The following is a 26,976-nucleotide window of genomic DNA, read 5'->3' on the forward strand; positions in this document are numbered from 1 at the left end:
GCGCCAGGCGATCTCGTATGTACAGTCCCTCGACTTCGTCGCTGCGACGTACTGGGGGTACGCGATGAGACGCCGGTTCCTGCTGTCCTTGTTGCTGTTGCTGGGCGTCCTCGTCGTGCCACCCGGTCACGCAGCGCCACCGGCGGCCGATCTCAACGCCTTGTTCAACACCTACGGTGACCAAGGAGGACATTGGACCGGCGCCGACAGCACCGTGTCCGTGCCACTGCCCGACGGGCGCGTCGCGTGGCTGTTCTCCGACACGTTCCTCGGCACGGTCAACCCGGACCACTCCCGGCCGAAGAACGCGCCGTTCATCCACAACTCGATCGTCGTGCAGCAGGGCAACCAGCTCGTGCAGACCCTGCACGGCGGCACGTCGGCGAACCCCACGTCGCTCGTCAACGCCACCAACCCCGACGAGTTCTACTGGATCGGCTCCGCCAAGGTGCAGGACGGCGTGCTGAAGGCGCTGTACGGGCGCTACAGCAAGGCGGGCGAGGGTCCCCTCGGCTTCGCCAGGGTCGGCACCGCGCTGGTGACGTTCTCGCTGCCCTCGCTCGCGGTCACGAGCGTCACGGACCTGACGCTGGACAAGAGGGTCGGCTGGGGATCGGCGATCGTCTCGGACGGCGGGTTCGACTACGTCTACGGCACCGAGGACGTCGAGGGTTACAAGTTCGCCCACGTCGCCAGGACGACGAACCTCGGTGGCGCGTGGGAGTTCTGGAACGGCAGCGCGTGGGTCGCGCAGGAGAGCCAGTCCGCGCGCCTGCTGTCCGGTGCGGGCACGGCGTTCTCCGTGGTGCGCAGCGGCAGTCAGTTCGTGCTCGCCACGCACGACGGCAACACACCCTTCGGACCGTGGTTCGTCGCGTACACGGCGCCCAGCCCGGCCGGACCGTTCTCCGGGCCGGCGTACCTGCACAAGGCGCCGGAGCCGGAGACCAGCACCGGCTGGCAGTTCCCCTACGACGCGCAGCTGCACCAGGAACAGGCGAGCCCGGGCACGCTTCTGTTGTCCTACAACAACAACAGCCTCAACAACGAGGACAACTACAGCGACGCACGGATCTACCGGCCGAGGTTCGTCGACGTGCCGTGGCCGCCCGCCACGCCAGATCCGTCGACCGTGCCCGCCGCACCGACCGGCGCTGCGGTGACGACCGACAGCGAAGGCGGCGGCAAGGTCACCTGGAACGCCCAGAGCGGCCTGAGCTACTGGGTCTACCAGCGCGACGTCACGGCGGGGCAGACGCACTTCGCGCGCTCTCCCAAGCAGGACACCGCTGGTGAGCACGGTCTCGCCGGTCTGCGGGACGGGCACACCTACGAGTTCAAGGTCTCCGCGTTCAACGCGAACGGCGAGGGCGCGTTCTCGCCGACGGTCAGCGTCACCGCGCACGTCACGCCTCCGCCCGCGCCGACCAACCTCCGGGCCACTCCGGGTGCGGACGCGGACGTGGCGTTGCAGTGGGACGCGGTGACCGGCAACGCGCAGTACCAGATTTTCCGGCGCGACGTCACCGCGAACGAGGCCGACTTCACCGAGGTGTGGTTCCCGAGCCCGAGCACCACGAGCTACACCGTCACCGATCTCGTTCCCGGCCACACCTACGAGTTCAAGGTGCAGGCGCGCAACGGCGGCGGCCAGAGCGGTCCGTCCAACGTCGTCCAGGCGGTGGTGAAGGTCGCGCCACCGCCCGTGCCGACGGGCCTCACCGCCGCCGCGCAGAACGACGGCAGCGTGAAGCTGCAGTGGACGTCCGCGGGCGAGGGGCTGTGGTACTGGGTCTACCAGCGTGACGTGACAGCCGGGGAGACCGATTTCAAACGGCTCGCCTACCCGGTCGCGGACGGCACCGCGGCGCAGCCGGGCATGCTGCAGAACGGGCACGTCTACGAGTTCGCCGTCACCTCGATCAACCGGTTCAACGTCGAGTCGGGACGGTCGGCCGTCGTCTCGGTGACCGCCCGGTGGGACAAGCCCGCCGCCCCCACGGGCCTGACCGCCGTCGCCCAGGGCGACGGTAGCGTGAAGCTGCAGTGGAACTCGGCGGGCGACGGGCTCTGGTACTGGGTGTACCAGCGGGACGTCACCGCGGGCGAGACCTTCGTCCAGCTCCCGTACCCGATCACCGACGGCACGAGCTTCCAGCCGGGTCTGCTGCTGAAGGACCACGTCTACGAGTTCAAGGTGAGCGCGATCAACGCGGGCGGTGAGGGCCCGGCGAGCGCTGTCGTGCAGGCCACGGCCCGCTACGACGCTCCTGCCGCGCCGGTCGGGCTGACCGCGACACCGGGCGACGGCACGGTCGCGCTGAACTGGAGCGCGGTGCCGGGCGCCTGGTACTGGATCTACCAGCGGGACGTGACCGCGGGAGAGTCGAACTTCACCAGGCTCGAGTACCCGATCACGTCCGGCACGTCGTTCACCGCGGGCCTGCTCGCCAACGGCCACACCTACGAGTTCAAGGTCTCCGCCATCACCAACGGCGGCGAGGGCGCGGCGAGCGCTGTGGTGTCCGCGAAGCCGATGCCGCCGCTGCCCGCCAAGGTCACCGGGCTCACCGCGACCGCGAAGCCGTCCGGCGAGATCGAACTCGGCTGGACCGCGCTGCCGAACGTCTACTACTGGATCTACCAGCGGGACGTCACCGCTGGTCAGGCCTTCACCAAGCTGCCGTACCCCGCGAGCGAGGCCAAGTTCACCGCCGGCGGCCTGACGCACGGGCACGTCTACGAGTTCAAGATCGCCGCGACCAACCTCGCCGGTGACGGCCCGGCTTCCGACGTCCGGTCCGCCACCGCGAACTACGCGCTTCCCGCCGCTCCGGCCAACCTCAGGGGCGGCGCGGCCGGTGACGGCAGCGTCGACCTGGAGTGGGACTCGGCGGGGCCGAACCTCTACTACTGGGTCTACCGGCGGGACGTGACGGCGGGCGAGAGCGCGTTCACCCGCGCCGCTTACCCGACCGACAAGACCACGCTGAGCTGGGAAGGGCTGCGCGATGGCCACCTGTACGAGTTCCAGGTGCGCGCGGAGAACGCCGGTGGCCTCGGGCCCGTCTCCAACACCGTCGGCATCACGTCGCGCGGTGGACTGCCCGCCCCACCGACGAACCTGACCGCGTCACCCGGCAACGGCAGGGTGGTGCTGAACTGGACGGCGAGCCCCACGGGCAGCGTCTACTACTGGGTCTACTACCGGGACGCCTCGATCGGCGAGGGCTTCCGCAAGCTCGACGTGCCGTTCGGATCGCCGACGGCGACGCTGGAACCGTTGACCAACGGGCACACCTACGAGTTCAAGGTCTCCGCGACGAACTCGTCCGGCGACAGCAAGACGACGCCGGTGGTGAGCGCCCGGCCGTTGCCGCCCGTGCCAGCGGCCGCCTCGTTGACCGCGATCGCGGGCAACGGCGAGGTCGGCCTGGGTTGGAACGCGGTCGAGCACGCCACGTACTTCTGGGTCGAGTACCGCGACACGACAGCGGGACAGGTTGCGTGGCAACGACTTCCGCTGCCCGTGCAGGCGTGGGCGCACACCGTCCGGCCACTCGCGAACGGGCACCGGTACGAGTTCCGTGTGATTTCCGGCAACGTCGCGGGGGAGAGCGGTGTGTCCAACGTGGTGGCGGCGACGCCGGTGCCACCACCGCCGGCCGCCCCGTCGAACCTGCGTGCCGTCGCCGGCGACAAGAAGGTGACGCTGACCTGGAACGCGAGTCCCAGCGGGCCGGTGTACTACTGGGTGTACTTCCGGCCGCAGGGCCACAGCCAGTGGTACTACTTCCAGTACCCGGCGAGCGGCACGTCGTTCACCGCCACGGGCCTGCTCAACGGGTTCACCTACGAGTTCCGGGTGACGGCGGCGAACCTCGGCGGCCAGTCGCCACCGTCCAACGTGGTCAGTGCGAAACCGTTCCAGCCCTTGCCTTCCGCGCCGGGCGGCCTCTCGGCGAGCGCGGGTGACGGACAGGCGCTGCTCAGCTGGAACCCGAGCAGCGGGGCCGACCACTACTGGGTGTACTTCCAGCCGCAGGGCCAGACGAGCTGGTTCTACTTCCCGAACCCCGTGCGCGGCACGTCGTTCACCGCGACCGGCCTGCTCAACGGCTTCAACTACTCGTTCTACGTGCGCGGCGCGAACGAGGCGGGCCAGGGTGCCCCCTCGAACACCGTGACGGTGAAACCTCTGCCGCCGTTACCCGTCGCGCCGGCCTGGATCAACGCCGCGCCCGAACGCGACACCGCGAAGGTGAACGTGTGGTGGGCGACGAGTCCGACGCCGGGCGTCCTCTACTCGCTGGAGGTGCGCAACGCGTCCGAGAACGGCCCGTGGTACCCGTTGTCCACCACCAGCCGCACGAGCGACTACCTGCACCGGCGCCCGGTCGGCACGCTGTGGGAGTTCCGCGTCTCCATGTCGAACATGGCCGGCACGGTGTACTCGAAGACCGTGCGGGCCGCGTCGAACGTGTGGATGCCGGACTTCCAGTACAACTGGCAGAACATCACCAACGGCTCGAACGCGGCCGCGTACCTGGTGGTGCAGAAGCTCGGCCTGGAATGCGCGACGAGCAACCGTCAGCGGGTGTGCTTCGGCTTCAGCCCGGCCGTCACCGGTCAGCCGATCACGATCGGTGACTACTTCTTCTTCCCCGGCAGCAAGGAAAGGCTCAACACGCTCACCCGGTGTGAAGCGGACGAGAAGCTGAGCCTGCGCGGCAGCTACGGCGTGGGAGTGGCCGAGAACAACTCGCAGCAGCTGCTCAGGCACGAGGCCGTGCACACGTGGCAGACGACGTTCTTCTCGTCGTACGCGGGCTTCGCGAGTGCGTATGCGATCGCGGCGGGCTACTCGTGGAAGTTCGCGGGCAACCCGTGGCAGCTGAACAAGTTCGAAACGGACGCCAACCTCTGGTGGGGCGGCTACCTCGGGCCCTACGGCGGCACGCGGGACTGCTACTAGCGCACTAGGCTCTGGTTCGTGGAGAAGCGAATCGCAGGCAGGTTGAACCGCCAGGTCGGCGTCGTGGGGCTGGGTTGCTGGCAGCTCGGCGCCGACTGGGGCGAGGTGGACGAGAGCGAGGCGCTCGCGTTGCTGCACGCCGCCGCCGACACGGGGGTCGACTTCTTCGACACCGCGGACGTGTACGGCGACGGTCGCAGCGAGACGCTGATCGGGCGCTTCCTCAAGGAGCGCAAGGACGACGGCGTCTTCGTCGCCACGAAGATGGGGCGGCGGCTGCCGGCGCAGACCACGGAGGGGTACAACCGGGAGAACTTCCTCGCGTGGAACGACCGGAGCCGCCGCAATCTAGGGGTCGACACGTTGGACCTCGTGCAGCTGCACTGTCCGCCCACGCCGGTCTACAGCCGGGACGAGGTGTTCGACACCTTGGACGAAATGGTTGAGCAGCAACGGATCGCTGCCTACGGCGTGTCGGTGGAGAAGGTCGAGGAGGCGCTGGCGGCGATCAGGCGTCCGCACGTGGCCAGCGTGCAGATCATCCTGAACGCGTTCCGGCACAAGCCCCTCGAGGAGGTGCTCCCCGCGGCGGCGGACGCGGGTGTCGCGATCATCGCGCGGGTGCCGCTCGCGTCCGGGTTGCTGTCCGGGAAGTACGACAAGGCAACGACTTTCGGCGCGGACGACCACCGCAACTACAACCGCAACGGTGAGGCGTTCGACGTCGGCGAGACCTTCTCCGGGGTCCCGTACGAGGTCGGCCTGGAGGCCGTCGAGCGGTTGCGCCCGCTGGTTCCCGAAAGCGCCACGATGGCGCAGTTCGCATTGCGGTGGATCATCGACCAGCCCGGTGTCACGGTCGTGATCCCCGGTGCGCGCAACGTCGAGCAGGCGCGGGCGAACGCGGGTGCCGCTGATCTGCAGCCCGTGGACCAGAAGGCCGTTGCCGCGGTGTACGACGAGCTGATCCGGCCGCACGTGCACGACCGGTGGTAGGTCACTCCTCGGCGAGGATGGCGTAGAGCTTGCGCCGCAGCTCGTTGTAGAGCTCGACGGCGCGGGCCTTCTGCTCGGGCGTGCCCGCGTGGGAGATCTGCTCCATCGCGCTGCCCAGCAGCCGGATCGCGGTGCGCAGTTCGCCGTCGACCGGGTCGAGCTGGATGTTGATGTCGCGCCAGGGCGGGGCCGTGTGCTCCGTCCTGCCGTGATCGGTGAGCGTGAACAACTTCTTGCCTCCTTCCTCCTCCGCGGAGATGAGGCCTTCGTCGGCGAGCATCTGCAGCGTCGGGTAGACCGAGCCGGGGCTCGGGCTCCAGCCGCCGCCGGTGCGCCTGGCGATCTCCTGAATGATCTCGTAGCCGTGCATCGGCCGTTCTGCCAGCAAGGACAGAACCGCCGCCCGGACGTTGCCGCGCCTCTGGCGGCCGCCCCTGCCACCGCCCCCGAAGGGCCCGTGGCGATGCCTGTGGTGGTGCTCTCTGTGGTGTGGTCTCATCATCATGTTGCTAACGATATATCGGAATCTATCGCGATGCAACGGTCTTGTTGGTTTTGAGTTCGTGGGACACTGGATGTGCTATGACCTCGCTCCCCCTTGTCTTCGACGCGCCCAAGCGCGGCCTGCCGCCGCGCCACCTCGTCGACCTGTCGCCAGCCGAACGTGCCGAAGCCGTTGCGGCCCTTGGTGAAAAGCCGTTCCGCGCCAAGCAGCTGTCGAACCACTACTTCGGCCGCCTGACCGTCGACCCGGCCGAGATGACCGACATCCCGGCCGCCTCGCGCGAGAAGCTCGTCGCCGACCTGATGCCGCCGCTTTTCACGGTCGTGCGCAAGGTCACGTGTGACGAGGGGACCACCTCGAAGACGCTGTTGCGGGCCCACGACGGCACGCTCATCGAGTCCGTGCTGATGCGCTACCCGGACCGCGCGACGCTGTGCATCTCGTCGCAGGCCGGCTGCGGCATGGCGTGCCCGTTCTGCGCGACCGGCCAGGGCGGCCTGCAGCGCAACCTGTCGACCGCGGAGATCGTGGACCAGGTGCGGCTCGGTGCGGCGGCGATGCGCGACGGCGAGCTGCCCGGCGGTCCCGGCCGGCTCTCCAACATCGTCTTCATGGGCATGGGCGAGCCGCTCGCGAACTACAAGCGCGTGATCGAGGCCGTCCACCGCATCACCGCACCGGCGCCGGACGGCCTGGGCATCTCGCAGCGCACGGTCACGGTGTCGACCGTCGGTCTCGTGCCGGCGATCCGGAAGCTGACCGAGGAGAAGCTGCAGGTACGGCTGGCGGTGTCACTGCACACGCCGGACGACGAGCTGCGCGACACGCTGGTGCCGGTCAACACGCGGTGGAAGGTCTCCGAGGTGCTGGAGGCAGCGCGCGGGTACGCGGACCAGACCGGGCGGCGGGTGTCGATCGAGTACGCGTTGATCCGTGACATCAACGACCAGCCCTGGCGTGCCGATCTGCTGGGGAAGAAGCTGCGCAAGCACCTCGGGCAGCTGGTGCACGTGAACCTGATTCCGCTGAACCCGACGCCGGGGTCGAAGTGGGATGCGTCGCCCAAGCCGGTGGAGCGGGAGTTCGTGCGGCGGGTGCGGGAGCAGGGTGTGGAGTGCACCGTGCGGGACACGCGGGGGCAGGAGATCGCGGCGGCCTGCGGTCAGCTCGCGGCTGAGGGCTGAACGGCGCGCCTGGCGAGCTTCCACTGCACGTAGTCGCCGAGTGCGAGGTCGGGCGATTTGCGGAACGTGCGTGGACGTAGGCCGGACAGCTTCTGTTCGACCGCGTCGGCCGTCGCCGTGTCGGTGGAAACCGTGGCGCCGAACAGGATCTGATGTGCTCGGTGTCGATTCGCGCGGTGTACCCGAGCGCGCTTGCGCGGGAGGTTCTTCCGCGACGCTTTGTCGTTTTCGCCGTAGACGTTCCTGTGGTCCTTGGTACAGCTCAGCCGCTTCTTCTCCTGGGGCGTCTTCCTCCGGCTCACGGACCCAGCCCGGGTGCGCTGTCATCGGGATTTCCTGGTGCCGGGGGCGGCAGGCGGCACGCCGTGGTCTACTGCGACGAGCATCGGGCGTACGGGTGAGGGGGCCGCACATGGGCGTCAGGTACGACTACTTCGCGGCGCCGTCCGACGAGGCGGCGGCCAAGGTGATCAGCAGTGGGCCCGTGGGGTTCCGGACGGTGGAGACCAAGTGGCTTGATCCCGTCGTGGTGATGGGGAAGCTCGAGGAGTTGCTCACCGGACGCGCTTACGGCGACGTGGTCGGGGATCCGCGGTGTGGCAAGGACCTTGCGGTCGAGCACGGCGGGGAGCTGCTGGTGCTCACGGTCACCGACGGGCTGCGGGACGGGCTCGCCGGGGCCGACCTCGGGGACGTGGCGGTGCGCTGGGCCGGGATCGAGGAGCTGCGCGGGTTCGAGGTCGAGGACCTGCGCGGGATCTTGGACGAACTCGCCGCGCTTGCCGCGGAGGCGGTCGAGCGCGGCGAGCGTCTCTACTGCTGGGTGTGCGTCTAAAGCTGCCAGCTCTGGTTCGCGCCGCCCGTGCACGTCCAGATGACCAGCCTTGTGCCGTTGGCCGACGAGCCGCCGGACGCGTCGAGGCACTTGCCGGACTGAGGATTGCGCAGTGTCACCCCGACGCGCGACCACACCTGGGCGCCGGTCGAGTTGCAGGTCCACAGTTGCACGACGGTTCCGTCAGCGGTGCCGGAGCCGTTGACGTCCAGGCACTTTCCCAAGGCGCGCAACGTGTCGCCGACACGTGACCACTGCTGGGCGGCTGTCGAGTTGCAGGTCCACAGCTGGACGGCCGTTCCGTCGGCGGTGCCGGAGTTGCTGACGTCGACGCACTTGCCACCGATGCCCACGATGGCGCCGCCGGACGCCACGAGGTACTGGCTGCGCGCGACGTTCCAGTGCGTTGCCAGGTAGGAGCCCGCGGGCGGATTCGTGTGGAAGTAGTCGTCGCCACCGCAGTCGAGCTGGTTCTCGGGGGCGCCGGGGCACACGTTCACCAGGCCGCCCGGCGGTGAGGGGATGCCGCCGTCGTCGTAACACATGATGTCCTGGTCGTCCCAGCAGTGACCGTGGAGAGTCGAGTGCGGGGCCGAGCGTTGCACGGCGCCGAGGGTGTGCAGGAGTTCGTGGGCGCTGGCCTGCCACGTCCAGCAGCCCGTGCCGACGGCGGCGTAGGAGGGGCCGGAGTTGTAGCCGTTGTCGGCGCCGGGGCGGTCGTCGCCCGGTGCGCCCCACGCCACGCCGCAGCCGCCCGAGTCGTGCCAGAAGAGGTACTTGCGGTCGGTGCGGTTGTAGCCCCGTGCGGCGAGCTGGTCGGCGATGGCCGAGGGGGAGGACATGACGGATTGCGGGACGACAACGTTGTCGACGGTCGCGCGGCACGCCGAGTTGGTCACGAAGCGGACGTGCCGGACGCCGCCGCCCAGGCGTGCGGCGGCCTCCACGAACGCGTTGTCGATCTGGTCGGCGAAGGTCTGGAACTGGCCGACGAGCTGGGGGTAGCGGTCCGCGGACTGGTCGCCGCGCACGTAGACCGCCTGGACGCGCTTGCCGCTCACGCCGTCGCCGTCGCACACGACGGACTGGATCGACATGGCGGGAGAAGGTTGCCGGAACTCGTCCGGCAGGTCGTCCACTACAGGGCTGAGCAGGGACAACGCCACTAGCAGGACACCGAGAGGCATGACTGACCGCCTTCGTGACGAAGTGCAGGGAAGCGGTCTAGACCAATAGCAACGGTAGCGAAGGCGGCACACACTGTCAGCGGACAGAACCGGACAGAAAACCGGGCGGTCCGACCGGGCGGCTACCATGCCGCGACGTGGGGGAACCGACGAGGCTGGTCGCGGGCAGATACGCGACGATCAGGGAGCTCGGCCGGGGCGGCATGGGGGTCGTCTGGCTGGCCGAGGACCGGGTCATCGGACGCCGGGTCGCGCTCAAGGAGCTGCGCACCACCGAGACCGAGCGCGTGCTGCGCGAAGCACGCACGGCCGGGCGCCTGAACAGCCCGAACGTCGTCGGTCTCTACGACGTCATCGTCGAGCACGGCGTCACGTACCTGGTCATGGAGCTCGTCGAGGCGCCCACGCTGTCCGAGGTCATGACCCGCAGGTCCCTCACCGAGGACGAGGTCGCGGACATCGGCCTGCAGACGCTCAGCGCTCTGGAGGCGGCCCACGCTGCGGGCATCGTGCATCGGGACGTCAAGCCCAGCAACATCATGGTGCTGCCCGACGGACGCGTGAAGCTCGCCGACTTCGGCATCGCCCGTGCGATGGACGACCCCGGCCTCACCGCGACCGGCGGCATCATGGGCTCGCCCGGCTACATGGCGCCGGAACTGTTCTCCGGCAAGCCTCCCTCGCCCGCGAGCGACCTGTGGGCGTTGGGCGCCACCATGTTCCACGCCGTCGAGGGCCGCGCACCGTTCCAGCGCGACACGACCGCGGCCACGATGCACGCGATCATGTACGAGGAGCCGGTGCTGCAGCGCACCACCGGACCGCTCGCCGCCACGATCATGGGGCTGCTCACCCACGACGACACGAAGCGACTCACCGGTCCCCAGCTGCGGGAACGGCTCGCTGATCGCACCAGGGTGGTCACACCGCAGTCCGAGCAGACCGTCGTCATCGAGCCCGTCACGACGTACGTCGCGCCGCAGGCCGTCACGCGTGAGGAGTGGGACGACGAGAAGCCCAAGTCCCGCAAGAAGATCGGTGTCTTCGCCGGTGCCGCGGCCGCGGTCGTCGTGATCGCGCTGGCCGCCGTCTTCCTGATCAAGCCGGAGACGCCGGGCACGGCGTCGGCGCAGCAGAGGCTGGGCTCCAGCGAGTCACCGACGTCGCAGACCAGCAGCACGGCCTCCAGCGCTCCGTCCAGCAGCAGCGCCGCGCCGAGCAGCAGCAGTGCCGCGCCGAGCAGCAGCCAGGCCAACGGCCAGAAGCCCACCCAGGGGCAGCCCACACAGCCCGGCCAGCCGCAGCCGACCACCACGCAGCCGAAGCCGTCGCGCGAGACGCTCCCGTTTTCCCGCTACCGCAACGGTGGCGGCTGGCACTACAGCGGCACTTCGCGCGTGCCGGTTCCCTCGGGCTTCACCGTGGAGAACACCGGCGGCCTCGGCAAGCTGCTCGCGAACCCCGAGCCGAACACGAAGCCGCTGTACAGCTGCAAGATCAACAACTCCGAGGACCGGATGACCTCGTCGTCGTCCAACTGCGAAGGCCAGATCGTCTACGACGCCAACCCGCTCGGCTACGTCTTCACCGCGAAGCCCGCGGGCGTGAACGTGCTGCCGCTGTACCGCTGCAACGCGGGCGGCCACCACTTCGACTCGGTGGTCGAGAACTGCGAGGGCTCCCAGTACACCAGGGAGTTCCTGCACGGGTGGGTCGTCGCGTGATCGCCGGCCGGTACCGCACCGTCCGCGAGCTCGGCCGCGGTGGCATGGGTGTGGTCTGGCTCGCCGAGGACCAGGTCATCGGACGCAGGGTGGCGCTGAAGGAGCTGCGGACGACCGAGGCCGAGCGCGTGCTCAGCGAGGCCCGCACCGCCGGTCGGCTGAACAGCCCGAACGTCGTCGCGATCCACGACGTGATCACCGACAACGGCGTCACGTACATCGTGATGGAGCTGGTCGAGGCGCCGACGCTGACCGACCTCATGGCGCGCAGGACGTTCACCGAGGACGAGGTCGCGAGCATCGGTCTGCAGACGCTCAACGCGCTCGAAGCGGCTCATGCGGCGGGCATCGTGCACCGGGACGTCAAGCCCAGCAACATCATGGTCGCGGCGGACGGCACGGTGAAGCTCACCGACTTCGGCATCGCCCGCGCGATGGACGATCCCGGTCTCACGGCCACCGGCGGCATCATGGGCTCGCCCGGCTACATGGCTCCGGAACTGTTCGCGGGGCAGCCGCCGTCACCCGCGAGCGACCTGTGGGCGTTGGGCGCCACCCTGTTCCACGCGATCGAGGGCCACTCGCCGTTCCAGCGCGAGACGACCGCCGCGACGATGCACGCGATCATGTACGAGGAGCCGGTGATCAGGCGGGCGCGAGGTCCGCTCGCGAACGTGATCACGGGACTGCTGCACCAGAACCCGGCCCAGCGCCTCACCGCCGCCCAGGTGCGCGCGCAGCTCGGTTCGCCCTCCGAGCGCACCGTCGTCATCGATCCCGTCACGACCCTCGTCACGCGGGACGTGCCCAAGCGCAGGACCGGCCTCATCGCAGGCGCCGCCGTGGCAGCCGTCGCGGTGATCGCGCTCGTCGCGTTCCTGGTGGTGCGACCGGACGACCAGCCCGTGACCCCTGCCGCTCAGCAGAGCACGGCCACGGTCACGACCACGGCAACGCCGTCCAGCCAGGTCACGACCAGCTCGGCGCCTGCGTCGTCCAGCACTTCCAGCACGGCTCCGCCGAGCCAGACCAGCACGTCGAAGACCGCCCCACCGCAAGCACAGCAGCCGAAGCCCAAGCGCAAGACGCTGGAGCTGGCCAGGTGGAACGACGGCAAGTGGTACTTCACGACCTCTCCGAACGTGACCCGCCCGCCCCAGTTCACCTCGCTGGACGGCCCGGCGGGCTGGATCGCGGCGGAGCCGGAGGACGGCACCCGGCCGCTCTTCGCGTGCCAGAACGGCAACGGCTCCGGTGACTACTTCACCTCGACCGACCCCGCCTGCGAGGGCAATCCGCGGCACGGCACGCTCGGGCACATCTTCACGAGGAAGCCGGCGCAGGGTGAGGTCATCCCGCTCTACCGGTGCGCACGCGACCAGATGGGCCGGCACTTCGACGCGCTCGACGCGGCCTGCGAGAACGAGGTGCGCGAGTTCCAGCTCGGCTGGGTCCTCACCGGGCCGTAGCGGGCTCCAGTCCCAGCGGCTCGGCGTTGTCGAACGTCTCCCGCGCCTCGGCGACCGACTCGTAGTTCTGCTGCGCCCACGACCGCAGCGCGGCCAGGGGCTCGGTGACGCTCCGGCCGAGCTCCGTCAGCTCGTACTCGACACGCAACGGCACCGAGGGGTAGACCGTGCGCGTCACGAGCCCGTCGCGCTCCAACGTGCGCAACGTCTGGGTGAGCATCTTCTGGCTGATGCCCTCCAACCGGCGCTTCAGCTCGCCGAACCGCTTCGGCCCCTCTTCCAGCGCACCGATCGCCAGCGCCGTCCACTTCGACGCGACCATGTCCAGCAGGTCGCGGCACGGGCACATCTTCCGGTAAACGTCCCTGATCACACCTAGTTTCTATCAGGTACCTAGTGCACAAACTAGTGCCTAATTGCCACCAGGGACCAGCTCTCCCAGGATGGTGCGCATGCGAGCGATCACCCAGAACGAGTTCGGCGGCCAGGAAGTCCTCACCCTCACCGACGTGCCCAAGCCCACCCCGTTGCCGACGGAGGTGCTGGTCAGGGTGCACGCGGCGGGCGTCAATCCGGTCGACTGGAAGACCCGCGCCGGCGCGGGCATGGCCGGTCTGCAGACCTTCCCGCTCGTCCTCGGCTGGGACGTCTCCGGTGTCGTCGAGGAGGTGGGCTTCGGTGTGACGACGCTCAAGCCCGGCGACGAGGTCTACGGCATGCCGCGCTTCCCGCACGCCGCGAGCGCCTACGCCGAGTACGTCACGGCACCGTCCCGCCACTTCGCGAGGAAGCCGAAGGGCCTCAGCCACGTCGAGGCGGCCGCTCTGCCGCTGGCCGGGCTCACCGCGTGGCAGATCCTGAAGGACACGGCCGACGTCCAGCCGGGGCAGAAGGTGCTGATCACGGCCGCGGCGGGTGGTGTCGGCCACCTCGCGGTGCAGATCGCCAAGGCCCTCGGTGCGCACGTGATCGGCACCGCGCGTGAGCCCAAGCACGCGTTCCTGAAGGACCTCGGCGCCGACGAGGTGATCGACTACACGAAGGGCGGCTACGAGGGCGACGACGTCCACGTGCTCGTCGACCTGGTCGGTGGCGCGTCACCGGCGTCACTGCGCACCGGTGGCCTGTTCGTCGGCGTGCCGTCCGGAGTGGACAGCGCGATCCGCGACGACATCAGGACCAGCCCGATCCTGGTCGAGCCCGACCGCGCGGGACTGGAGGCGATCACCGCGCTGGTCGAGTCCGGCGACCTGCGGGTCCACGTCGACGCGACGTTCCAGCTGGAAGACGCCGGAAAAGCACATGCCCTGGGCGAGACGGGCCGCACCCAGGGCAAGATCGTGCTCGAAACGCTCTAGCGGCGCCAGGACGTCTTGCGACGGGCGGCGTCCCACACCAGCAGCGCGATGATCACCACACCGGTGGCGACGAGGTAGATGTTCTCCGTGTTGCCGTGGTGGTTGCCGATCAGCATGAGGAACACGAAGATCGCGGACAGCCAGCCGGCGATGCGGGTGCCCTTGGGCAGCGTGCCGTGCCAGCCCCACTCGTGCGACGGCTCCTCGTGAGGGTCGACGGCAGGACGCTTGTCCAGTTCCGAGGACGAAGCCACGGTTTCCTCCACTGCTCATCCGGATTACGAGGTCATCGTCGCACATGTGAGTGAGCACGGATGTGTGAGGTCGCGCGCGCACGACTTACCGGCGAGGTCGTGCGGCGTCTAGGCTCAGCGCGGCCACACTCATCCGATCTTTCGAAGGCGCCTCGACTTGACCGGCTTCTCTCCCGCTGAGGCCCCCACCCCGGACACGTTCGCCCCCGTCGAGATCGGTCTGCACGGGGTGCGCAAGAGCTTCTCCGACCAGGTGGCGGTCGACGGCGTCTCGCTGAACGTCCACGAGGGCGAGTTCTTCTCGGTGCTCGGCCCGTCCGGCTGCGGCAAGACGACGATCCTGCGCATGATCGCCGGGTTCGTCGACCCCGACGAGGGCCGCATCGAGCTCGACGGCAACGACATGGTGGGCGTCCCTCCGTACCGGCGGGACGTCAACACCGTCTTCCAGTCGTACGCGCTGTTCCCGCACATGTCGGTGTGGGACAACGTTGCCTACGGCCTCAAGCGCAAGAAGATCCGCGGCGAGGAGCTGAAGAAGCGCGTCGGCGAGCACCTCGAACTGGTGCGGCTCTCCCAGTTCGCGAAGCGCAGGCCCGCACAGCTGTCGGGCGGTCAGCAGCAGCGCGTCGCCATCGCCCGTGCGCTCGCCGCCGGACCGCAGCTGCTCCTGCTCGACGAGCCGCTGGGCGCCCTCGACGCCAAGCTCCGCAAGGAGCTGCAGATCGAGCTGATGCGCATCCAGCGCGAGGTCGGCACAACGTTCCTGTACGTCACGCACGACCAGGAAGAAGCGCTGGTCCTCTCCCACCGCATCGCCGTGATGAACGCGGGCAAGATCGAACAGGTCGGCTACCCCGAGGACGTCTACGAGCGCCCCGCGACGAGGTTCGTCGCCGGGTTCATCGGCACGTCCAACATCCTCGACGCCGAGGTGTCCGGTGTGGACGGTGAGTTCGTCGCGCTGACCGCCCCTGGTGCCACGAACCTGCGCGCGAAGTTCTCCGGCAGCGTCAGCCACGGCCAAAAGGTCTCCGCGACCGTGCGCCCGGAGAAGGTGCACCTCTTCAACGAGACCGCCGAGCCGCCCACGGGCTGGTGCGTGCTGCGGGGCGTTGTGCACGACGTCGTCTACACGGGCGTGTCGACCCAGTACGTCGTGGATACCCCAGGTGGCGAGCTGGTGGCGTTCGTGCAGAACGCCCAGCGCATCGACGACGCGGGCGCGCCGGGCCAGCCGGTGCGGATGGCGTGGGACCCCGAGTTCACCGTGCTGTTGGAGAAGGCTGATGACTGACAGGAAAGTCCGGATCGCCCGCCTGTGGGACGCCGACTCCCCGAGGGTGACCCGGCGCACGATGCTGGGCTCGATGACGTTCTTCGCGCTGGCCGCCTGCGGTGTCGGTCAGGCGCCCACGTCGAGCGGCCCGACGTCCGCCGCGAAGGCCACGAACCTGAAGAACGAGCCGAAGCTCAACTTCTACAACTGGACCGACTACATCGCGCCGGAGACGTTGCCCGGCTTCAAGACCGCGACCGGCATCGAGGTCACGTACGACAACTTCTCGACCAACGACGAGATGGAAGCCAAGATCGCTTCCGGCCAGGCGGGCTACGACCTGGTCGTGCCGAGCGACAACTTCCTGCGCCGCTTCCTGCGTTCCGGCCTGCTGCAGCCGCTGGACCACTCGCTGCTGCCGAACCTCAAAAACCTGGAGAAGCGGTTCGTCGAGGCCGACTACGACGCCGGCAACAAGTACTCGGTGCCGTGGGCGTGGGGCACGACGGGGCTCGCGTTCTCGAAGTCGCAGATCGGCGGCGAGGTCACCGGGTTCTCCGCCTACGACCTGCCGAACGCCCAGGGCCGCAGCTCGATCCTCGACGAGGCCCGCGACGGCATGGCGCTCGGCCTGCTCAAGCTCGGACACGACCCGAACACCACGGATGCCAAGCAGATCGACGACGCGGCGAACTTCCTGCTGTCGTTGAAGAAGAAGCTCGGGCAGATCACCTCCGACGTGATCGAGCCGCTGACCTCGGGCCAGGTGCGGCTCGCCCAGGCGTACTCCGGTGACGCGTTCCAGGCCCGTGCGGCCAACTCCGACGTCGGTTACGCCATCCCGGCCGAGGGCGGACTGTCCTACGTGGACCTCCTGGTCATCCCGAAGGACGCGCCGCACGCCGAGAACGCGCACAGGTTCATCGACTACGTCCTCGGCGCGGAGACGGGTGCGGCGCTGTCCAACGCCGTGCGGTACGGCAGCCCCAACGCCGCCGCCAAGCCGTTGATCGACAAGGAGCTGCTGAACGACCCGCTCGTCTACCCGTCGGAGGACCAGCTGAAGAAGCTCCCGTTCACCAAGGACCTGGGCGGCGACGTCGAGGCGAGGTACGCCGACGCCTGGACGAAGGTCAAGACCGGCTGACCGGGAAACTCCTCAGCCCGCGGATCACCACCGAGTCGCGGAACGTCGCCGGACCCGCCTGGCGCAGGTCCGGCATCTTCCGCGCCAACGCGCGAAACGCCACGTCACCCTCCATCCGCGCCAGCGTCGCGCCCAGGCAGTAGTGGACGCCGCTGGAGAACGCGAGGTGCTCCGGCTGCTGCACCCGCAGCACGTCGAAGCGGTGCGGTTCGGGGAAGACCCGCGGGTCGCGGTTCGCCGCGCCGAGGAGCAGGGTGATCTCCTGGTCCGCTCCGACGAGATCGACCTGCTCGTGGGCGATGCGGTTGGTCAGGTGCACCGGCGGCGCCCAGCGCAGCACCTCCTCGACGACGTCGGGCGCCATGTCGGGATTCGCCTTGAAGAGCGCCCATTGCGCGGGGTGGTCGAGCAGCGCGCGCACGCCGTTGCCGATCAGGTTGACCGTGGTCTCGAACCCGGCGATCAGCAGCAGCACGAGCGTGCCCATCAGTTCTTTCGCGGTCAGCTTCCGTTCGGCCTCCGCGGCGACCAGTGAGCTGATCACGTCGTCGCCCGGTCGTGCGCGCCGTTCCGCGATGAGCCGCTCGAACAACGCTCCCACCTTCTCGGCGGCGAGGTGCATCTCCGGTGTCATCGGCTGGTCGAACGACGCGGCGATCAGCCGGCCGTAGTCCGCGAAGTCACCGGTGTCGGAGTCGGGGATCCCGAGGAGTTCGCTGATCACCGCGATCGGCAGCGGTGCCGCGAAGTCGGCGATCAGGTCGAACTCGTCGTCGTGCAGCAACGACTCCGCGACCTTCTCGACGCGCGTCCGGTACTCGTCGATCTTCTTCGGGCTGAACGCGGGCGCGGCGAGCCTGCGCAGCCGGGTGTGGTCGGGCGGGTCGGTCTCCAGGAACGACTCCGGCAACAGGCCGCTCATGCCCGGATAGGTGCCGTCGGTGTACCGGACACCGAACCGGCGGTCGCGGAGGATCTTGTTGCACATCGCGTGGTCCGCTGTCACCCAGACGCCGTTGTCCCTGACCAACGGGCCACGCGCACGTACCTGCTCGTAGATCGGATGTGGATCTTCACTGCCGGTCAGTTGCTCCAGCATCGCGCACCCCCAGGTAGAAAGTCGTGAGCACCAGCCGGGGAGCGTCGAGCGGCGCCAGTCGTCCGGCGGCGATCCCCTCCCAGGCGCTGTAGACGCCGGCGTAGAGGATCTGGGCGATCCACCACGCGGGCAGGTCGGCACGCAGCCGCGTGCCCTGCAACCGGGAGATCAGGTCGATCACCGGCTGGTCCATGGTCGTGAGGCGCACGCTGAGCCGTTCGTCGTCCTGCAGGTTCGGGAACCGCAGCAGGAACTCGACGCGCGGGCCGAGCGGCACGAGCTTCTCGACGAGCTGCTCGATCGCGTCGTCGGTGTCGAGGTCGACGCCGGAGATGGCCTCGTCGACCAGGTCGAGGGCCTCGGTGGCGAGCGCGTGGATCAGGTCCGCCCTGGTCGGGAAGCGCTTGTGGAGTGTGGTCCTGCCGACACCGGCCGCCTTCGCCACGTCGCCGAGCGACGCCGTCGGGTCCTTGAGCAGCACCGATGTCGCCGTCTGCAGGAGGTGAACACTCATGTTCACAACGGTACACGAATGTTCAGCTGGCATGATGTGCGTTCGTGTCCCGACGCTGGCTGAAGGCCAACGCCCTGCTCACGCCCACCGGGCTGTGGCTGGGGATTTTCCTGATCGCGCCGCTGGCGATCGTCGTCCAGTTCAGCTTCGCCACGCGGGACACCGGTGTCGCCCGCGCGGTGCTGCCGTGGACGACGCAGGCCTACCTGACGGCGCTCGACCCGGCGTTCCTGCCGATCTTCGGGCGGACGCTGGTCTACGCGGTGGCGACGACCGTCGCCTGCCTGCTGCTGGGCTTCCCGCTGGCGTGGTTCATCGCGCGGCACGGCGGCCGGTTCCGGACCGTGCTGCTCGCGGCGGTGCTGATCCCGTTCTGGTCGAGCTATCTCGCCCGGATCTACGCGTGGAAGGCGCTGCTGGACGGCGAGGGCCTGGTCAACACCGTGCTCGGCTGGGTGGGGCTGGACCGCGACGGCGGGTTCCTGCTCACGCACGGCGCGGTGGTCCTGGGGCTCACCTACGGCTTCCTGCCGTTCATGGTGCTGCCGCTGTACGTGGCGTGCGAGCGGTTCGACTTCCGGCTCGTGGAGGCGTCCTACGACCTCGGCCACGGGCGCGCGTCGACGTTCTTCCGCGTCGTGCTGCCCGGGGTGTTCACGGGTGTGCTGGCCGGGTCGTTGCTGGTGCTGGTGCCCGCGGCCGGTGACTTCGTGACGCCGAAGCTGCTCGGCGGTGTCGACCAGTCGACGTTCGGGTCGGTGATCGACGACCAGTTCCGCGGCGGCAACAACTGGCCGCTGGGCTCGGCGATGGCCGTGCTGCTGCTCGTGCTGGTGGTGCTCGTGCTGATCCTGCGCGGGCGGCGTGGGGAGGACGTGCTGTGAACCGTCGTCCGTGGGCGCTCGGAGCCGTTGCCGCGCTGGTGTTCCTGTTCCTGTACGCGCCGATCGCGTGGCTCGCGATCGCGTCGTTCAACTCGTCGCGGTCCCTCAGCCGGATCAGCGGTCTGTCGACGCAGTGGTACGCCGAGCTGGCCGGCGACACGCGCGTGCTGGACTCGTTGCGGCTGACCCTGCAACTGGCGCTGGCGTCCGCGGCGATCTCGACGGTGATCGGGACGCTGGCGGCGTTCGGGCTGCGGCGGGCGTTCCCCGGTCGCGGGCTGTGGACCGTGCTGCTGTCGCTGCCGCTGGTCGTGCCCGAGGTCGTCATGGGTGTGGCGATGCTGGGGTTCTTCGTGAAGATCGCGGGGATTCCACTCGGGTTCGGCGCGTTGCTGTTCGCGCACGTGGCGTTCTCGCTGAGCTTCGTGGTCGTCGTGGTGCGGTCACGGGTGTCCGGAATGGACGTTCGGATGGAGGAGGCCGCGGCGGATCTCGGAGCTTCGCCCTTCGTCGCTTTCCGAACCGTCACCTTGCCGTTGGTGGCTCCCGCGGTGGTGGCGGGCGCGGCGTTCGCGTTCCTGCTGTCGTTCGACGACGTGGTGATCTCCTCGTACCTCACGGGTGTCGGCTCCACGACGTTGCCGGTGTTCGTCTACGCGCAGGCCTCGAAGCGGGGAATCTCACCGGAGATCGTGGCGCTGTCGACGTTGATGGTGGCGGCGACGGCGTTGCTGCTGATCATCGGTGTGGTGATCGCGTCGTGGCGCGCGCGTAAGGCCGGATCTGTCGCGCAGCTGGCCTAACTTCGTGCCAGGGCTGTATCTCCGCCTGTGCGGGGACGACTTCTCGGGTGGTGACACCGGCAGCTCTTGGGGGAAGACGTGCCGAAGTTGCACATCCACTTCACCGATCGGGACCTCGCGCGCACGCGGATGAAGCTGGAGACAGACCTGCTGTGGGAGATCGTCGGCAGCGCCCAGATCCTGCACTGCGGAAACGACGACCTGGCTTTTGGTCCGTGGCGTCGCCGTGTGCGTGAACTCGCTGCCCGGGACGTGGATCTGCGGATGGCGTTGCGCACCATGGCGAAACTGGCGCCGCACGCGGTCCTGCCGTCGCCGCCGCAGCGGCTGCACCGGGCTCTGCGCGTCTACTTCAGGTCCGTGATCGAGCCGCACCTTCCGGTGATCGAGGACGGGGTGCGCACCGAGGTGGCGGCCAAGATCCAGCGGTACCTGCACTGCGGTCCGGAAGGACTGCTGGAGGTGCTCGGGCCCGCCACGCGGTGGGATCCGCCCGTGCTGTCCGTCGACCACCCGCACCGCAGGGACGTGCACCTCGACGGACGGGGGCTCGTGCTGGTGCCGTGCTACTTCGCCCTGCACCACCAGGTGGTGCAGGCGGATCCGCAACTGGCGTACCCGATCCGGACCGAGTGCCGGCTGCTGGCGGGCGGGCGCCCAGGTGGTGATCACGTGACCGCGCTGCTGGGCTCCACGAGGGCGTCGATCCTGCGGTCCGTGGTCGGCGGGAGCACCACCACCCGGCTGGCGAAGCTGGTGGGCGTCGCCCCCGCCACGGTGAGCCACCACACCGGGGTGCTGCGGGAGGCGGGTCTCATCGCCACCGAACGCGAGGAGAACTTCGCCCGGCACCTCATCACCCCGCTGGGACTGCGGGTGCTGGCCGCGGACCGGTGAGGGCCACCGCGGCGGCCGTCCATTTCGGACACCGCCGGGTGGCCCTCGCCGTCAGTTCGTCAGAAACATCCCGCGTAGGTCCGCACCCACTTGTGGGAACGGATCCTCACGCCGGGGAACCCGGACGCCGCCTGGCCCTGGTTGAGGTAGTAGGCGGTGTTGCCCCCGTAGTTCGCCGCCGGGTACATGCACACCCCGGCGTAGGACGCGCTGGTGCCGTTGTTGTAGGACGCCTGCACGGCACGGGAACCCGACCACGAACACCTGACGTCGCCACCCTGCCAGTCGGGGTCGGCACTCGACCACCGGCAGCGGCTGCTGCTGCCGTCGGCGACGGGCCACACGCACAGGCTGCCACCGGGACAGGACAGGGCCAGCGCCGAGACGTCCTGCGTCGTCGCAGGCACCGACACGTCGATCACGGTCTGGCTCGGGCTCGCCGCGGACGAGCTGCCCAGGAACGCCACCATCGCCAAAGCCGCGGCGAACAGCACACACAACGCTTTTCTCATATCTCCCCCTGAGAGATTTGATGTGCGGGAGGCGAAGTATTCCGAGAGCGGCAGGCGCCGGGAGGGTCCTTAGAACCTCGTCGAAACGCTTCCACGCGACCGGGGATCGACCGGGGCGTCAACTTTCGTCGCGCGGATCCGATACTCCAGCGTGCCGCGCGGACGTGGGACGTCTCGTAGCTTGAGAGCGTGATTACTGCTGTGCGGACCAGGGCGGAGGCGCTGTACGCCGACACCCTGGCCCGGTTCAAGGCGCTGACCCCGGTGCGGGTCACCGGCGACCTGATCGTCGTGGTCTCCGTGATCCTGCTGGACCTGTGGCCGGGGCCGTGGGCCGAGCACAAGGCGTCGGGCTGGGCGCTAGCCGGGTTCATCGCGACCTACCTGGTGCTGTTGCCGCTGCGGCACGTCTTGCCGGCGACCGTGATGATCGGCGGGGCGGCGATCCCGTTCCTCGGGCCCGCGCTGATGGTCGTGCTGAGCTACACGGCGGGGCGGCGGATCGAGTCGTGGGTCAAGGCGGTCGTGTCGACCACGATCACGTTCGTCGTCGTGGTGCTGATGTGGGACTGGGACACCAGGCCGATCGACATCGAACCCGTCTACGGGATGCTCATCCTGATCACGATCTTCGGTGTCGGCGTGGCGCTGCCGTTCCTCGTCGGCCGGTACCTGGCGCAACGCGAGGCGCTGGTGCAGGCGATGCAGGACCGCGAGGCGCGGATGCGGATCGAGCACAGGATGCTCTCGCGCCAGGTGCGCCTGCGGGAACGCAGCCGCATCGCCCAGGACATGCACGACAGCCTCGGCCACCGGTTGTCGCTGATCTCCGTGCACGCCGGTGCGCTGGCGCTCGACCCGTCGCTGGGGGACAAGCAGCGCGAGGCGATCGGGGTGCTGCGCTCCGCGGCGTTGACGGGCATGGAGGAACTCCGGGCGATCATCGGCGTGCTGCGGGCCGAGGACGGTCCCGACGACGACCCGGCGACACGGACCGTGGAGTCCATCGACTCGTTGGTGAGCGACGCGCGCAAGGCCGGTGTGCTGGTCAGTCTGGTGCGCGGCGGGCAAGCGCATCCGTTGCCGTCACGGGTGTCGCACGCGGCCTATCGCGTGGCGCAGGAGGGCCTGACCAACGCCGCCAAGCACGCGCCGGGCGCCGCCGTGCAGGTGACGGTGAAGTACGAGCCGGACGCGCTGGTCGTGGAGGTGCGCAACAACCCGTCCCGCACGGGCTCGCCGACGGGTGAACCGGGCGTCGGCCTGATCGGGCTTTCTGAACGCGTGCGCGTGGCGGGCGGAATCCTGCACGTGGGGGCGCTGCCGTCGGGCGGCTTCCGGATCGCTGCCGTGCTGCCGTACGAGGAGACAGCGCTGCCAGAACCGGAGGACGAGCAGGAGGAAGTCGAGCCGAGGCGGCGCATCCGCAAGTGGGCGGGCATCGGGTCGATAGCAGGTGCGTCGCTCGTGCTGACCGTCATCATCGGCGGCTTCACCGTCCTCGGCACCCAGCCGGTGACGGAGGTCGTGACGCAGGAGAACCTCGACCGGATCCGGGAAGGACAGCCAGAGGCCGAGGTGATGGCGCTGCTGCCGGCCGGCGACGAACCCCTCGTGGGCGACGGTGAACGCAAGTCTCAGGCCACCCCCGAACCGCCGGGCGCGCGCTGCATCTACCACATCACCGACGAGCAGTCCTACCGCGACGACGGCACACGGGTGGTGCGTTTCTGCTTCCGGGACGGCAAGCTGGTCGAGAAGAAGATCCACGTGCAGAGGACTGGTTCATGATCCGGGTGCTGATCGCCGACGACGAGCCGCTGATGCGGGCGGGCATCAAGGCCATTCTCAGCACGGCCGACGACATCGAACTGGTGGCGGAGGCGGGCGACGGCCGCGAGGCCCTGCAGATCGTGCGCGAACGCCGCGTCGACGTGGCGGTGCTCGACATCCGCATGCCGCGGATGGACGGCCTGGCGTGCGCACGGGAGCTGAAGGTCGTCGCACCGTCCGTGCGGGTCGTCATGCTGACGACGTTCGGCGAGGACGAGAACATCGTGCGCGCGCTGTCCGACGGCGCCGCCGGGTTCCTGCTGAAGGACTCGGCGCCCGAGGAGCTCCTGCGTGCCGTGTGCGCGGTGAACAACGGCGAGGCCTACCTGTCGCCGATGGTCACGTCACGTGTGGTGGGCATGGTGGCGACGTCCGGGCAGCCGAAGCGTCAGGAGGCGCAGAAGGCCGTCGCCGGGCTGACCGAGCGCGAGGTCGAGGTGCTGGCGCTGCTCGGGCAGGGGATGTCGAACGCGGACATCGGGGCCAAGCTGCACATGTCCGAGGCGACGGTGAAGACGTACGTGTCGCGGTTGCTGGCGAAGCTGGGCCTGACAAACCGGGTGCAGGCGGCGCTGCTGGCACGGGACGCGGGCATCGCGAGCTGAACGGCGGAACGACGTGAGGCCGTCCGGGTGACACCCGAACGGCCTCAAACGTCTCATGCGGCTAAGCGTGACTCCGCCGCCCGGTTACCAGGCGGTAGATGCCGAGCAGGATCAGCGAACCGACGATGGCCAGCAGCCAGGTCCTCAGGTCGAAGAACGACCCGAGATCGGTCCCGAAGAGCGCGGATCCGATGAATCCGCCGAGAATCGCACCCACGATGCCGAGCAGCATCGTGATGATGAAACCGCCGGGGTCGTTACCAGGCATGATGGCCTTGGCGATGGCGCCGGCCAACAGACCGAGCACGATCCATCCCAGGATGCCCACGGAGAGTCTCCTTCCATCCGCTGTCGTGGAAGGAATGCCCCCGAACTGGCGACTTCACGCCTGGAAAACCGCTCCGTTATCAAAGTAGCGGGCTGTGCCGGGCTCTCAGGCACTCTCCGGAACAATGAGGGGCGATGAGTACTCCACGCACTGTCCTGATCCTGGGATCGACCGGCTCCATCGGCACCCAGGCGCTCGATGTCATCCGGCGCAACCGCGACCGCTTCCGCGTCGTCGGGCTCGGTGCCGGTGGACGTCAGCTGGACCTGCTGAAGCAGCAGGCAGCAGAGTTCGACGTGCCGGTGGTCGCGGTGGCCAACGGCGCCGACGTGCCCGGCGTCAAGACGCTGACCAGCATGGTCGACCTGATCGATGCCTGCCCCGCGGACGTGGTCCTGAACGGCATGGACGGGTCGCGCGGGCTCGAGCCGTCGCTGAAGGCGCTGGAGACGGGGGCCACGCTGGCGCTCGCCAACAAGGAGTCGCTCATCGCGGGCGGGCCGCTCGTGCTGAAGGCCGCCAAGCCCGACCAGATCGTGCCGGTCGACTCGGAGCACTCGGCGCTCGCCCAGTGCCTGCGCGGTGGCGCGCCGCACGAGGTGCACAAGCTCGTGCTGACGGCGTCCGGCGGGCCGTTCCGCGGCAGGACCCGCGCCGAACTCGCCGACGTCACCGTCGGTCAGGCCATGGCGCACCCGACGTGGTCGATGGGCCAGGTCGTGACGATCAACTCGGCGAACCTGGTGAACAAGGGCCTCGAACTGATCGAGGCGCACCTGCTGTTCGGGGTGCCGTACGACCGCGTCGACGTCGTGGTGCACCCGCAGTCGATCATCCACTCGATGGTGACGTTCACCGACGGCTCGACGCTCGCCCAGGCGTCGCCGCCGGACATGCGCCTGCCCATCTCACTGGGCCTGGGATGGCCGGAGCGCGTCGCGGGTGCCGCGGCCGCCTGTACCTTTGACACCGCCACCTCGTGGACGTTCGAACCGCTGGACAACGTCACGTTCCCCGCGGTCGAGCTGGCGCGGCAGGCGGGTAGCGGTGGTGGCTGTCTACCCGCGATCTACAACGCCGCGAACGAGGAGGCACTCGCTGCTTTCGTCGCTGGCAAGACGTCGTTCCTGTCGATCGTGGACACCATCGGCCAGGTTCTCGGCGAGGCGAACGACTGGCGGAGCGACCCCGCGGACACCGCGGAGGTCCTCGCCGCCGAGGACTGGGCACGCGCACGTGCCCGCGAGCTGGTTGGAAGGAACTGAACGGTCCGTGAACACACTCATCAACATCCTCGGGGTGCTGTTGTTCGCGTTCGGCATCGCGGTCTCGATCGCGCTGCACGAGTTCGGGCACCTGCTGACCGCGAAGGCCTTCGGCATGAAGGTCACCCGCTACTTCATCGGCTTCGGCCCGAAGCTCTTCTCGTTCCGCAAGGGCGAGACCGAGTACGGCCTGAAGGCGATCCCGGCCGGCGGCTTCTGCGAGATCACCGGCATGACGGCGCTCGAGGACGTCCACCCCGACGACAAGCCGCGCGCCTTCTACCGCCAGAAGGTCTGGAAGCGCGTCGTCGTCCTCTCGGCGGGCTCCATCACGCACTTCCTGCTCGGCTTCATCATCCTGCTGATCCTCGCGATGTCGCTGGGCCTGCCGAACAACAAGGACCTGCCGGTCCTCGCCCAGGTCTCCGACTGCGTGCAGGACTACACGGTCCCCTACGACGCACCGTGCCCGGCCGGCGCGCCAGCCCCGGCGAAGAACGCGGGCCTCAAGCCGGGCGACCAGATCGTCTCGATCGCGGGCAAGCCCATCGCGACGTGGACCGACATGCAGAAGGTCACCCGCGACCTGAGCGGCCCGAACGAGTTCAAGGTCCTGCGCGACGGCAAGGAGCTCACCCTCACCGTCGACGTGCCGAAGGTCACCCGCCAGATCTCCGACGGCAAGAACGTGCAGGTCAAGGAGGTGGGCGCGATCGGCGTGATCGTGCAGCAGGCCTTCACCTACGGCCCGATCGACGCGATCCCCGCCTCCCTCTCCTTCACCGGCGAGATGTTCGTGAACACCTGGAAGGGCCTCCTGCGCTTCCCGGAGCGCATCCCGGCCGTGGTCAAGGCCATCGGCGGCGGCGAACGCGACCTCGACACCCCGATCTCGGTGGTGGGCGCCTCCCGCCTGGGCGGCGACGCGGCGGAACGGGGCCTCTGGGCGTTCTTCATCCTGATGCTCGCGGGCCTCAACTTCTTCGTGGGTGTGTTCAACCTCCTGCCGCTGCTCCCGCTTGACGGTGGTCACATCGCCGTCAACCTCTACGAACGGGTGCGAGACTGGATTCGGAAGCTGCGCGGGAAGCCCGCCGGCGCCCCGGTCAACTACATGCGCCTGTTGCCGCTCACCTACGTGGTCATCTTCATCGGCGGCGCCATCACGCTGCTGACCGTGACCGCCGACATCGTCAACCCGATCAGGTTGCAGTAGTGAACACGGAAAGGTGCACAACCCATGAGTGACGGCGTGATGCTCGGAATGCCGGCACTGCCGCCGCCGGTGCTGTCCGAACGACGCAAGACCAGGCAGCTGATGGT

General features: G+C 68.9%; 25 protein-coding genes. 16 read left to right on the forward strand and 9 right to left on the reverse strand.

The genetic code is table 11. From position 1 onward, the window contains the following. The first annotated feature begins 64 nt into the window (after positions 1 to 64). A complete protein-coding gene (locus tag IEZ09_RS27810) occupies positions 65 to 4,975 on the forward strand; it encodes a DUF5005 domain-containing protein (RefSeq protein WP_189256723.1) in 4,911 nt (1,636 codons plus the stop codon). 18 nt (positions 4,976 to 4,993) lie between these two features. Then, a complete protein-coding gene (locus IEZ09_RS27815) occupies positions 4,994 to 5,971 on the forward strand; it encodes an aldo/keto reductase (protein WP_189256724.1) in 978 nt (325 codons plus the stop codon). Between the two features lies 1 nt (position 5,972). On the opposite strand, the gene IEZ09_RS27820 is transcribed toward IEZ09_RS27815, so the two are convergent. After that, a complete protein-coding gene (locus IEZ09_RS27820) occupies positions 5,973 to 6,359 on the reverse strand; it encodes a PadR family transcriptional regulator (protein ID WP_229813012.1) in 387 nt (128 codons plus the stop codon). Between the two features lie 194 nt (positions 6,360 to 6,553). Here IEZ09_RS27820 and rlmN point away from each other — a divergent pair, with 194 nt between their 5' ends. Beyond that, positions 6,554 to 7,660 carry a dual-specificity RNA methyltransferase RlmN gene (gene rlmN / locus IEZ09_RS27825; RefSeq protein ID WP_189256726.1) on the forward strand — a complete coding sequence of 369 codons (1,107 nt, stop codon included), beginning with the start codon at positions 6,554 to 6,556 and terminating at the stop codon, positions 7,658 to 7,660. Here the strand turns inward: rlmN and IEZ09_RS27830 are convergent. Then, positions 7,639 to 7,962: a hypothetical protein gene (locus tag IEZ09_RS27830; protein ID WP_189256727.1), complete on the reverse strand. Its 324-nt coding sequence runs from the start codon at positions 7,960 to 7,962 to the stop codon at positions 7,639 to 7,641. The genes rlmN and IEZ09_RS27830 overlap by 22 nt on opposite strands. A gap of 110 nt (positions 7,963 to 8,072) precedes the next feature. On the opposite strand from IEZ09_RS27830, the gene IEZ09_RS27835 reads away from it, so the two are divergent. After that, the gene (locus IEZ09_RS27835; protein ID WP_189256728.1) at positions 8,073 to 8,495 is read left to right on the forward strand and encodes a hypothetical protein; all 423 of its coding nucleotides are present in this window, start codon (positions 8,073 to 8,075) and stop codon (positions 8,493 to 8,495) included. Here the strand turns inward: IEZ09_RS27835 and IEZ09_RS27840 are convergent. Continuing rightward, a complete protein-coding gene (locus IEZ09_RS27840; RefSeq protein WP_189256729.1) occupies positions 8,492 to 9,682 on the reverse strand; it encodes an RICIN domain-containing protein in 1,191 nt (396 codons plus the stop codon). The genes IEZ09_RS27835 and IEZ09_RS27840 overlap by 4 nt on opposite strands. A gap of 137 nt (positions 9,683 to 9,819) precedes the next feature. On the opposite strand from IEZ09_RS27840, the gene IEZ09_RS27845 reads away from it, so the two are divergent. Together IEZ09_RS27845 and IEZ09_RS27850 are read left to right on the forward strand one after the other, a co-directional pair. Next, entirely contained in the window at positions 9,820 to 11,406 is a 1,587-nt protein-coding gene (locus IEZ09_RS27845; protein ID WP_268247652.1) for a serine/threonine-protein kinase, read from the forward strand. After that, positions 11,391 to 12,875 (forward strand): serine/threonine-protein kinase, encoded by a 1,485-nt coding sequence (locus IEZ09_RS27850; RefSeq protein WP_229813013.1) that lies wholly within the window; start codon positions 11,391 to 11,393, stop codon positions 12,873 to 12,875. Before IEZ09_RS27845 ends, IEZ09_RS27850 begins: the two co-directional genes overlap by 16 nt. On the opposite strand, the gene IEZ09_RS27855 is transcribed toward IEZ09_RS27850, so the two are convergent. Continuing rightward, positions 12,862 to 13,224, reverse strand: a complete 363-nt coding sequence (locus tag IEZ09_RS27855) for a winged helix-turn-helix transcriptional regulator (RefSeq protein ID WP_189256754.1) — start codon at positions 13,222 to 13,224, stop codon at positions 12,862 to 12,864. The genes IEZ09_RS27850 and IEZ09_RS27855 overlap by 14 nt on opposite strands. Before the next feature lie 103 nt (positions 13,225 to 13,327). On the opposite strand from IEZ09_RS27855, the gene IEZ09_RS27860 reads away from it, so the two are divergent. After that, positions 13,328 to 14,233 (forward strand): NADP-dependent oxidoreductase, encoded by a 906-nt coding sequence (locus tag IEZ09_RS27860; protein WP_189256730.1) that lies wholly within the window; start codon positions 13,328 to 13,330, stop codon positions 14,231 to 14,233. On the opposite strand, the gene IEZ09_RS27865 is transcribed toward IEZ09_RS27860, so the two are convergent. Further along, the gene (locus IEZ09_RS27865; protein ID WP_189256731.1) at positions 14,230 to 14,487 is read right to left on the reverse strand and encodes a DUF2631 domain-containing protein; all 258 of its coding nucleotides are present in this window, start codon (positions 14,485 to 14,487) and stop codon (positions 14,230 to 14,232) included. The genes IEZ09_RS27860 and IEZ09_RS27865 overlap by 4 nt on opposite strands. A 157-nt stretch (positions 14,488 to 14,644) precedes the next feature. Between IEZ09_RS27865 and IEZ09_RS27870 the strand changes: the two genes are divergently transcribed. After that, positions 14,645 to 15,784 (forward strand): ABC transporter ATP-binding protein, encoded by a 1,140-nt coding sequence (locus IEZ09_RS27870; RefSeq protein ID WP_189256732.1) that lies wholly within the window; start codon positions 14,645 to 14,647, stop codon positions 15,782 to 15,784. Next, positions 15,777 to 16,913, forward strand: coding sequence for an ABC transporter substrate-binding protein (locus IEZ09_RS27875; protein ID WP_189256733.1), 1,137 nt, complete (start codon positions 15,777 to 15,779; stop codon positions 16,911 to 16,913). The genes IEZ09_RS27870 and IEZ09_RS27875 overlap by 8 nt, the downstream gene beginning before the upstream one ends. On the opposite strand, the gene IEZ09_RS27880 is transcribed toward IEZ09_RS27875, so the two are convergent. Both IEZ09_RS27880 and IEZ09_RS27885 read right to left on the reverse strand, forming a co-directional pair. Next, a complete protein-coding gene (locus IEZ09_RS27880; protein ID WP_189256734.1) occupies positions 16,900 to 18,012 on the reverse strand; it encodes a cytochrome P450 in 1,113 nt (370 codons plus the stop codon). The two genes, IEZ09_RS27875 and IEZ09_RS27880, sit on opposite strands and share 14 nt — an antisense overlap. Then, positions 17,987 to 18,526, reverse strand: coding sequence for a TetR/AcrR family transcriptional regulator (locus IEZ09_RS27885; RefSeq protein ID WP_189256735.1), 540 nt, complete (start codon positions 18,524 to 18,526; stop codon positions 17,987 to 17,989). The genes IEZ09_RS27880 and IEZ09_RS27885 overlap by 26 nt, the downstream gene beginning before the upstream one ends. 44 nt (positions 18,527 to 18,570) lie before the next feature. Here IEZ09_RS27885 and IEZ09_RS27890 point away from each other — a divergent pair, with 44 nt between their 5' ends. The 3 genes from IEZ09_RS27890 to IEZ09_RS27900 all read left to right on the forward strand — a co-directional run bounded on the left by IEZ09_RS27890 (position 18,571) and on the right by IEZ09_RS27900 (position 21,110). Beyond that, positions 18,571 to 19,410 (forward strand): ABC transporter permease, encoded by an 840-nt coding sequence (locus IEZ09_RS27890; protein ID WP_189256736.1) that lies wholly within the window; start codon positions 18,571 to 18,573, stop codon positions 19,408 to 19,410. Beyond that, complete coding sequence (locus IEZ09_RS27895) at positions 19,407 to 20,213, forward strand: ABC transporter permease (RefSeq protein WP_189256737.1); 807 nt, start codon at positions 19,407 to 19,409, stop codon at positions 20,211 to 20,213. The genes IEZ09_RS27890 and IEZ09_RS27895 overlap by 4 nt, the downstream gene beginning before the upstream one ends. 78 nt (positions 20,214 to 20,291) lie before the next feature. Then, a complete protein-coding gene (locus IEZ09_RS27900) occupies positions 20,292 to 21,110 on the forward strand; it encodes an ArsR/SmtB family transcription factor (RefSeq protein ID WP_189256738.1) in 819 nt (272 codons plus the stop codon). A gap of 59 nt (positions 21,111 to 21,169) precedes the next feature. Here IEZ09_RS27900 and IEZ09_RS27905 read toward each other — a convergent pair whose 3' ends face one another. Further along, complete coding sequence (locus IEZ09_RS27905; RefSeq protein ID WP_189256739.1) at positions 21,170 to 21,622, reverse strand: peptidase inhibitor family I36 protein; 453 nt, start codon at positions 21,620 to 21,622, stop codon at positions 21,170 to 21,172. Between the two features lie 189 nt (positions 21,623 to 21,811). Between IEZ09_RS27905 and IEZ09_RS27910 the strand changes: the two genes are divergently transcribed. Together IEZ09_RS27910 and IEZ09_RS27915 are read left to right on the forward strand one after the other, a co-directional pair. After that, positions 21,812 to 23,413: a sensor histidine kinase gene (locus IEZ09_RS27910; RefSeq protein WP_189256740.1), complete on the forward strand. Its 1,602-nt coding sequence runs from the start codon at positions 21,812 to 21,814 to the stop codon at positions 23,411 to 23,413. After that, on the forward strand, positions 23,410 to 24,060 hold the full coding sequence (locus IEZ09_RS27915) for a response regulator (protein ID WP_189256741.1): 651 nt from the start codon (positions 23,410 to 23,412) through the stop codon (positions 24,058 to 24,060). Before IEZ09_RS27910 ends, IEZ09_RS27915 begins: the two co-directional genes overlap by 4 nt. Before the next feature lie 61 nt (positions 24,061 to 24,121). Here the strand turns inward: IEZ09_RS27915 and IEZ09_RS27920 are convergent, their stop codons facing one another. Beyond that, positions 24,122 to 24,388 carry a GlsB/YeaQ/YmgE family stress response membrane protein gene (locus IEZ09_RS27920; protein ID WP_189256742.1) on the reverse strand — a complete coding sequence of 89 codons (267 nt, stop codon included), beginning with the start codon at positions 24,386 to 24,388 and terminating at the stop codon, positions 24,122 to 24,124. A gap of 134 nt (positions 24,389 to 24,522) precedes the next feature. On the opposite strand from IEZ09_RS27920, the gene dxr reads away from it, so the two are divergent. After that, complete coding sequence (dxr, locus tag IEZ09_RS27925; protein ID WP_189256743.1) at positions 24,523 to 25,653, forward strand: 1-deoxy-D-xylulose-5-phosphate reductoisomerase; 1,131 nt, start codon at positions 24,523 to 24,525, stop codon at positions 25,651 to 25,653. Positions 25,654 to 25,660: 7 nt separating this feature from the next. Continuing rightward, complete coding sequence (locus IEZ09_RS27930; RefSeq protein WP_189256744.1) at positions 25,661 to 26,869, forward strand: M50 family metallopeptidase; 1,209 nt, start codon at positions 25,661 to 25,663, stop codon at positions 26,867 to 26,869. Positions 26,870 to 26,976: the final 107 nt, after the last annotated feature.

Origin of the sequence: Lentzea flava (assembly GCF_014648475.1) — a bacterium.
Lineage (GTDB): Bacteria > Actinomycetota > Actinomycetes > Mycobacteriales > Pseudonocardiaceae > Lentzea > Lentzea flava.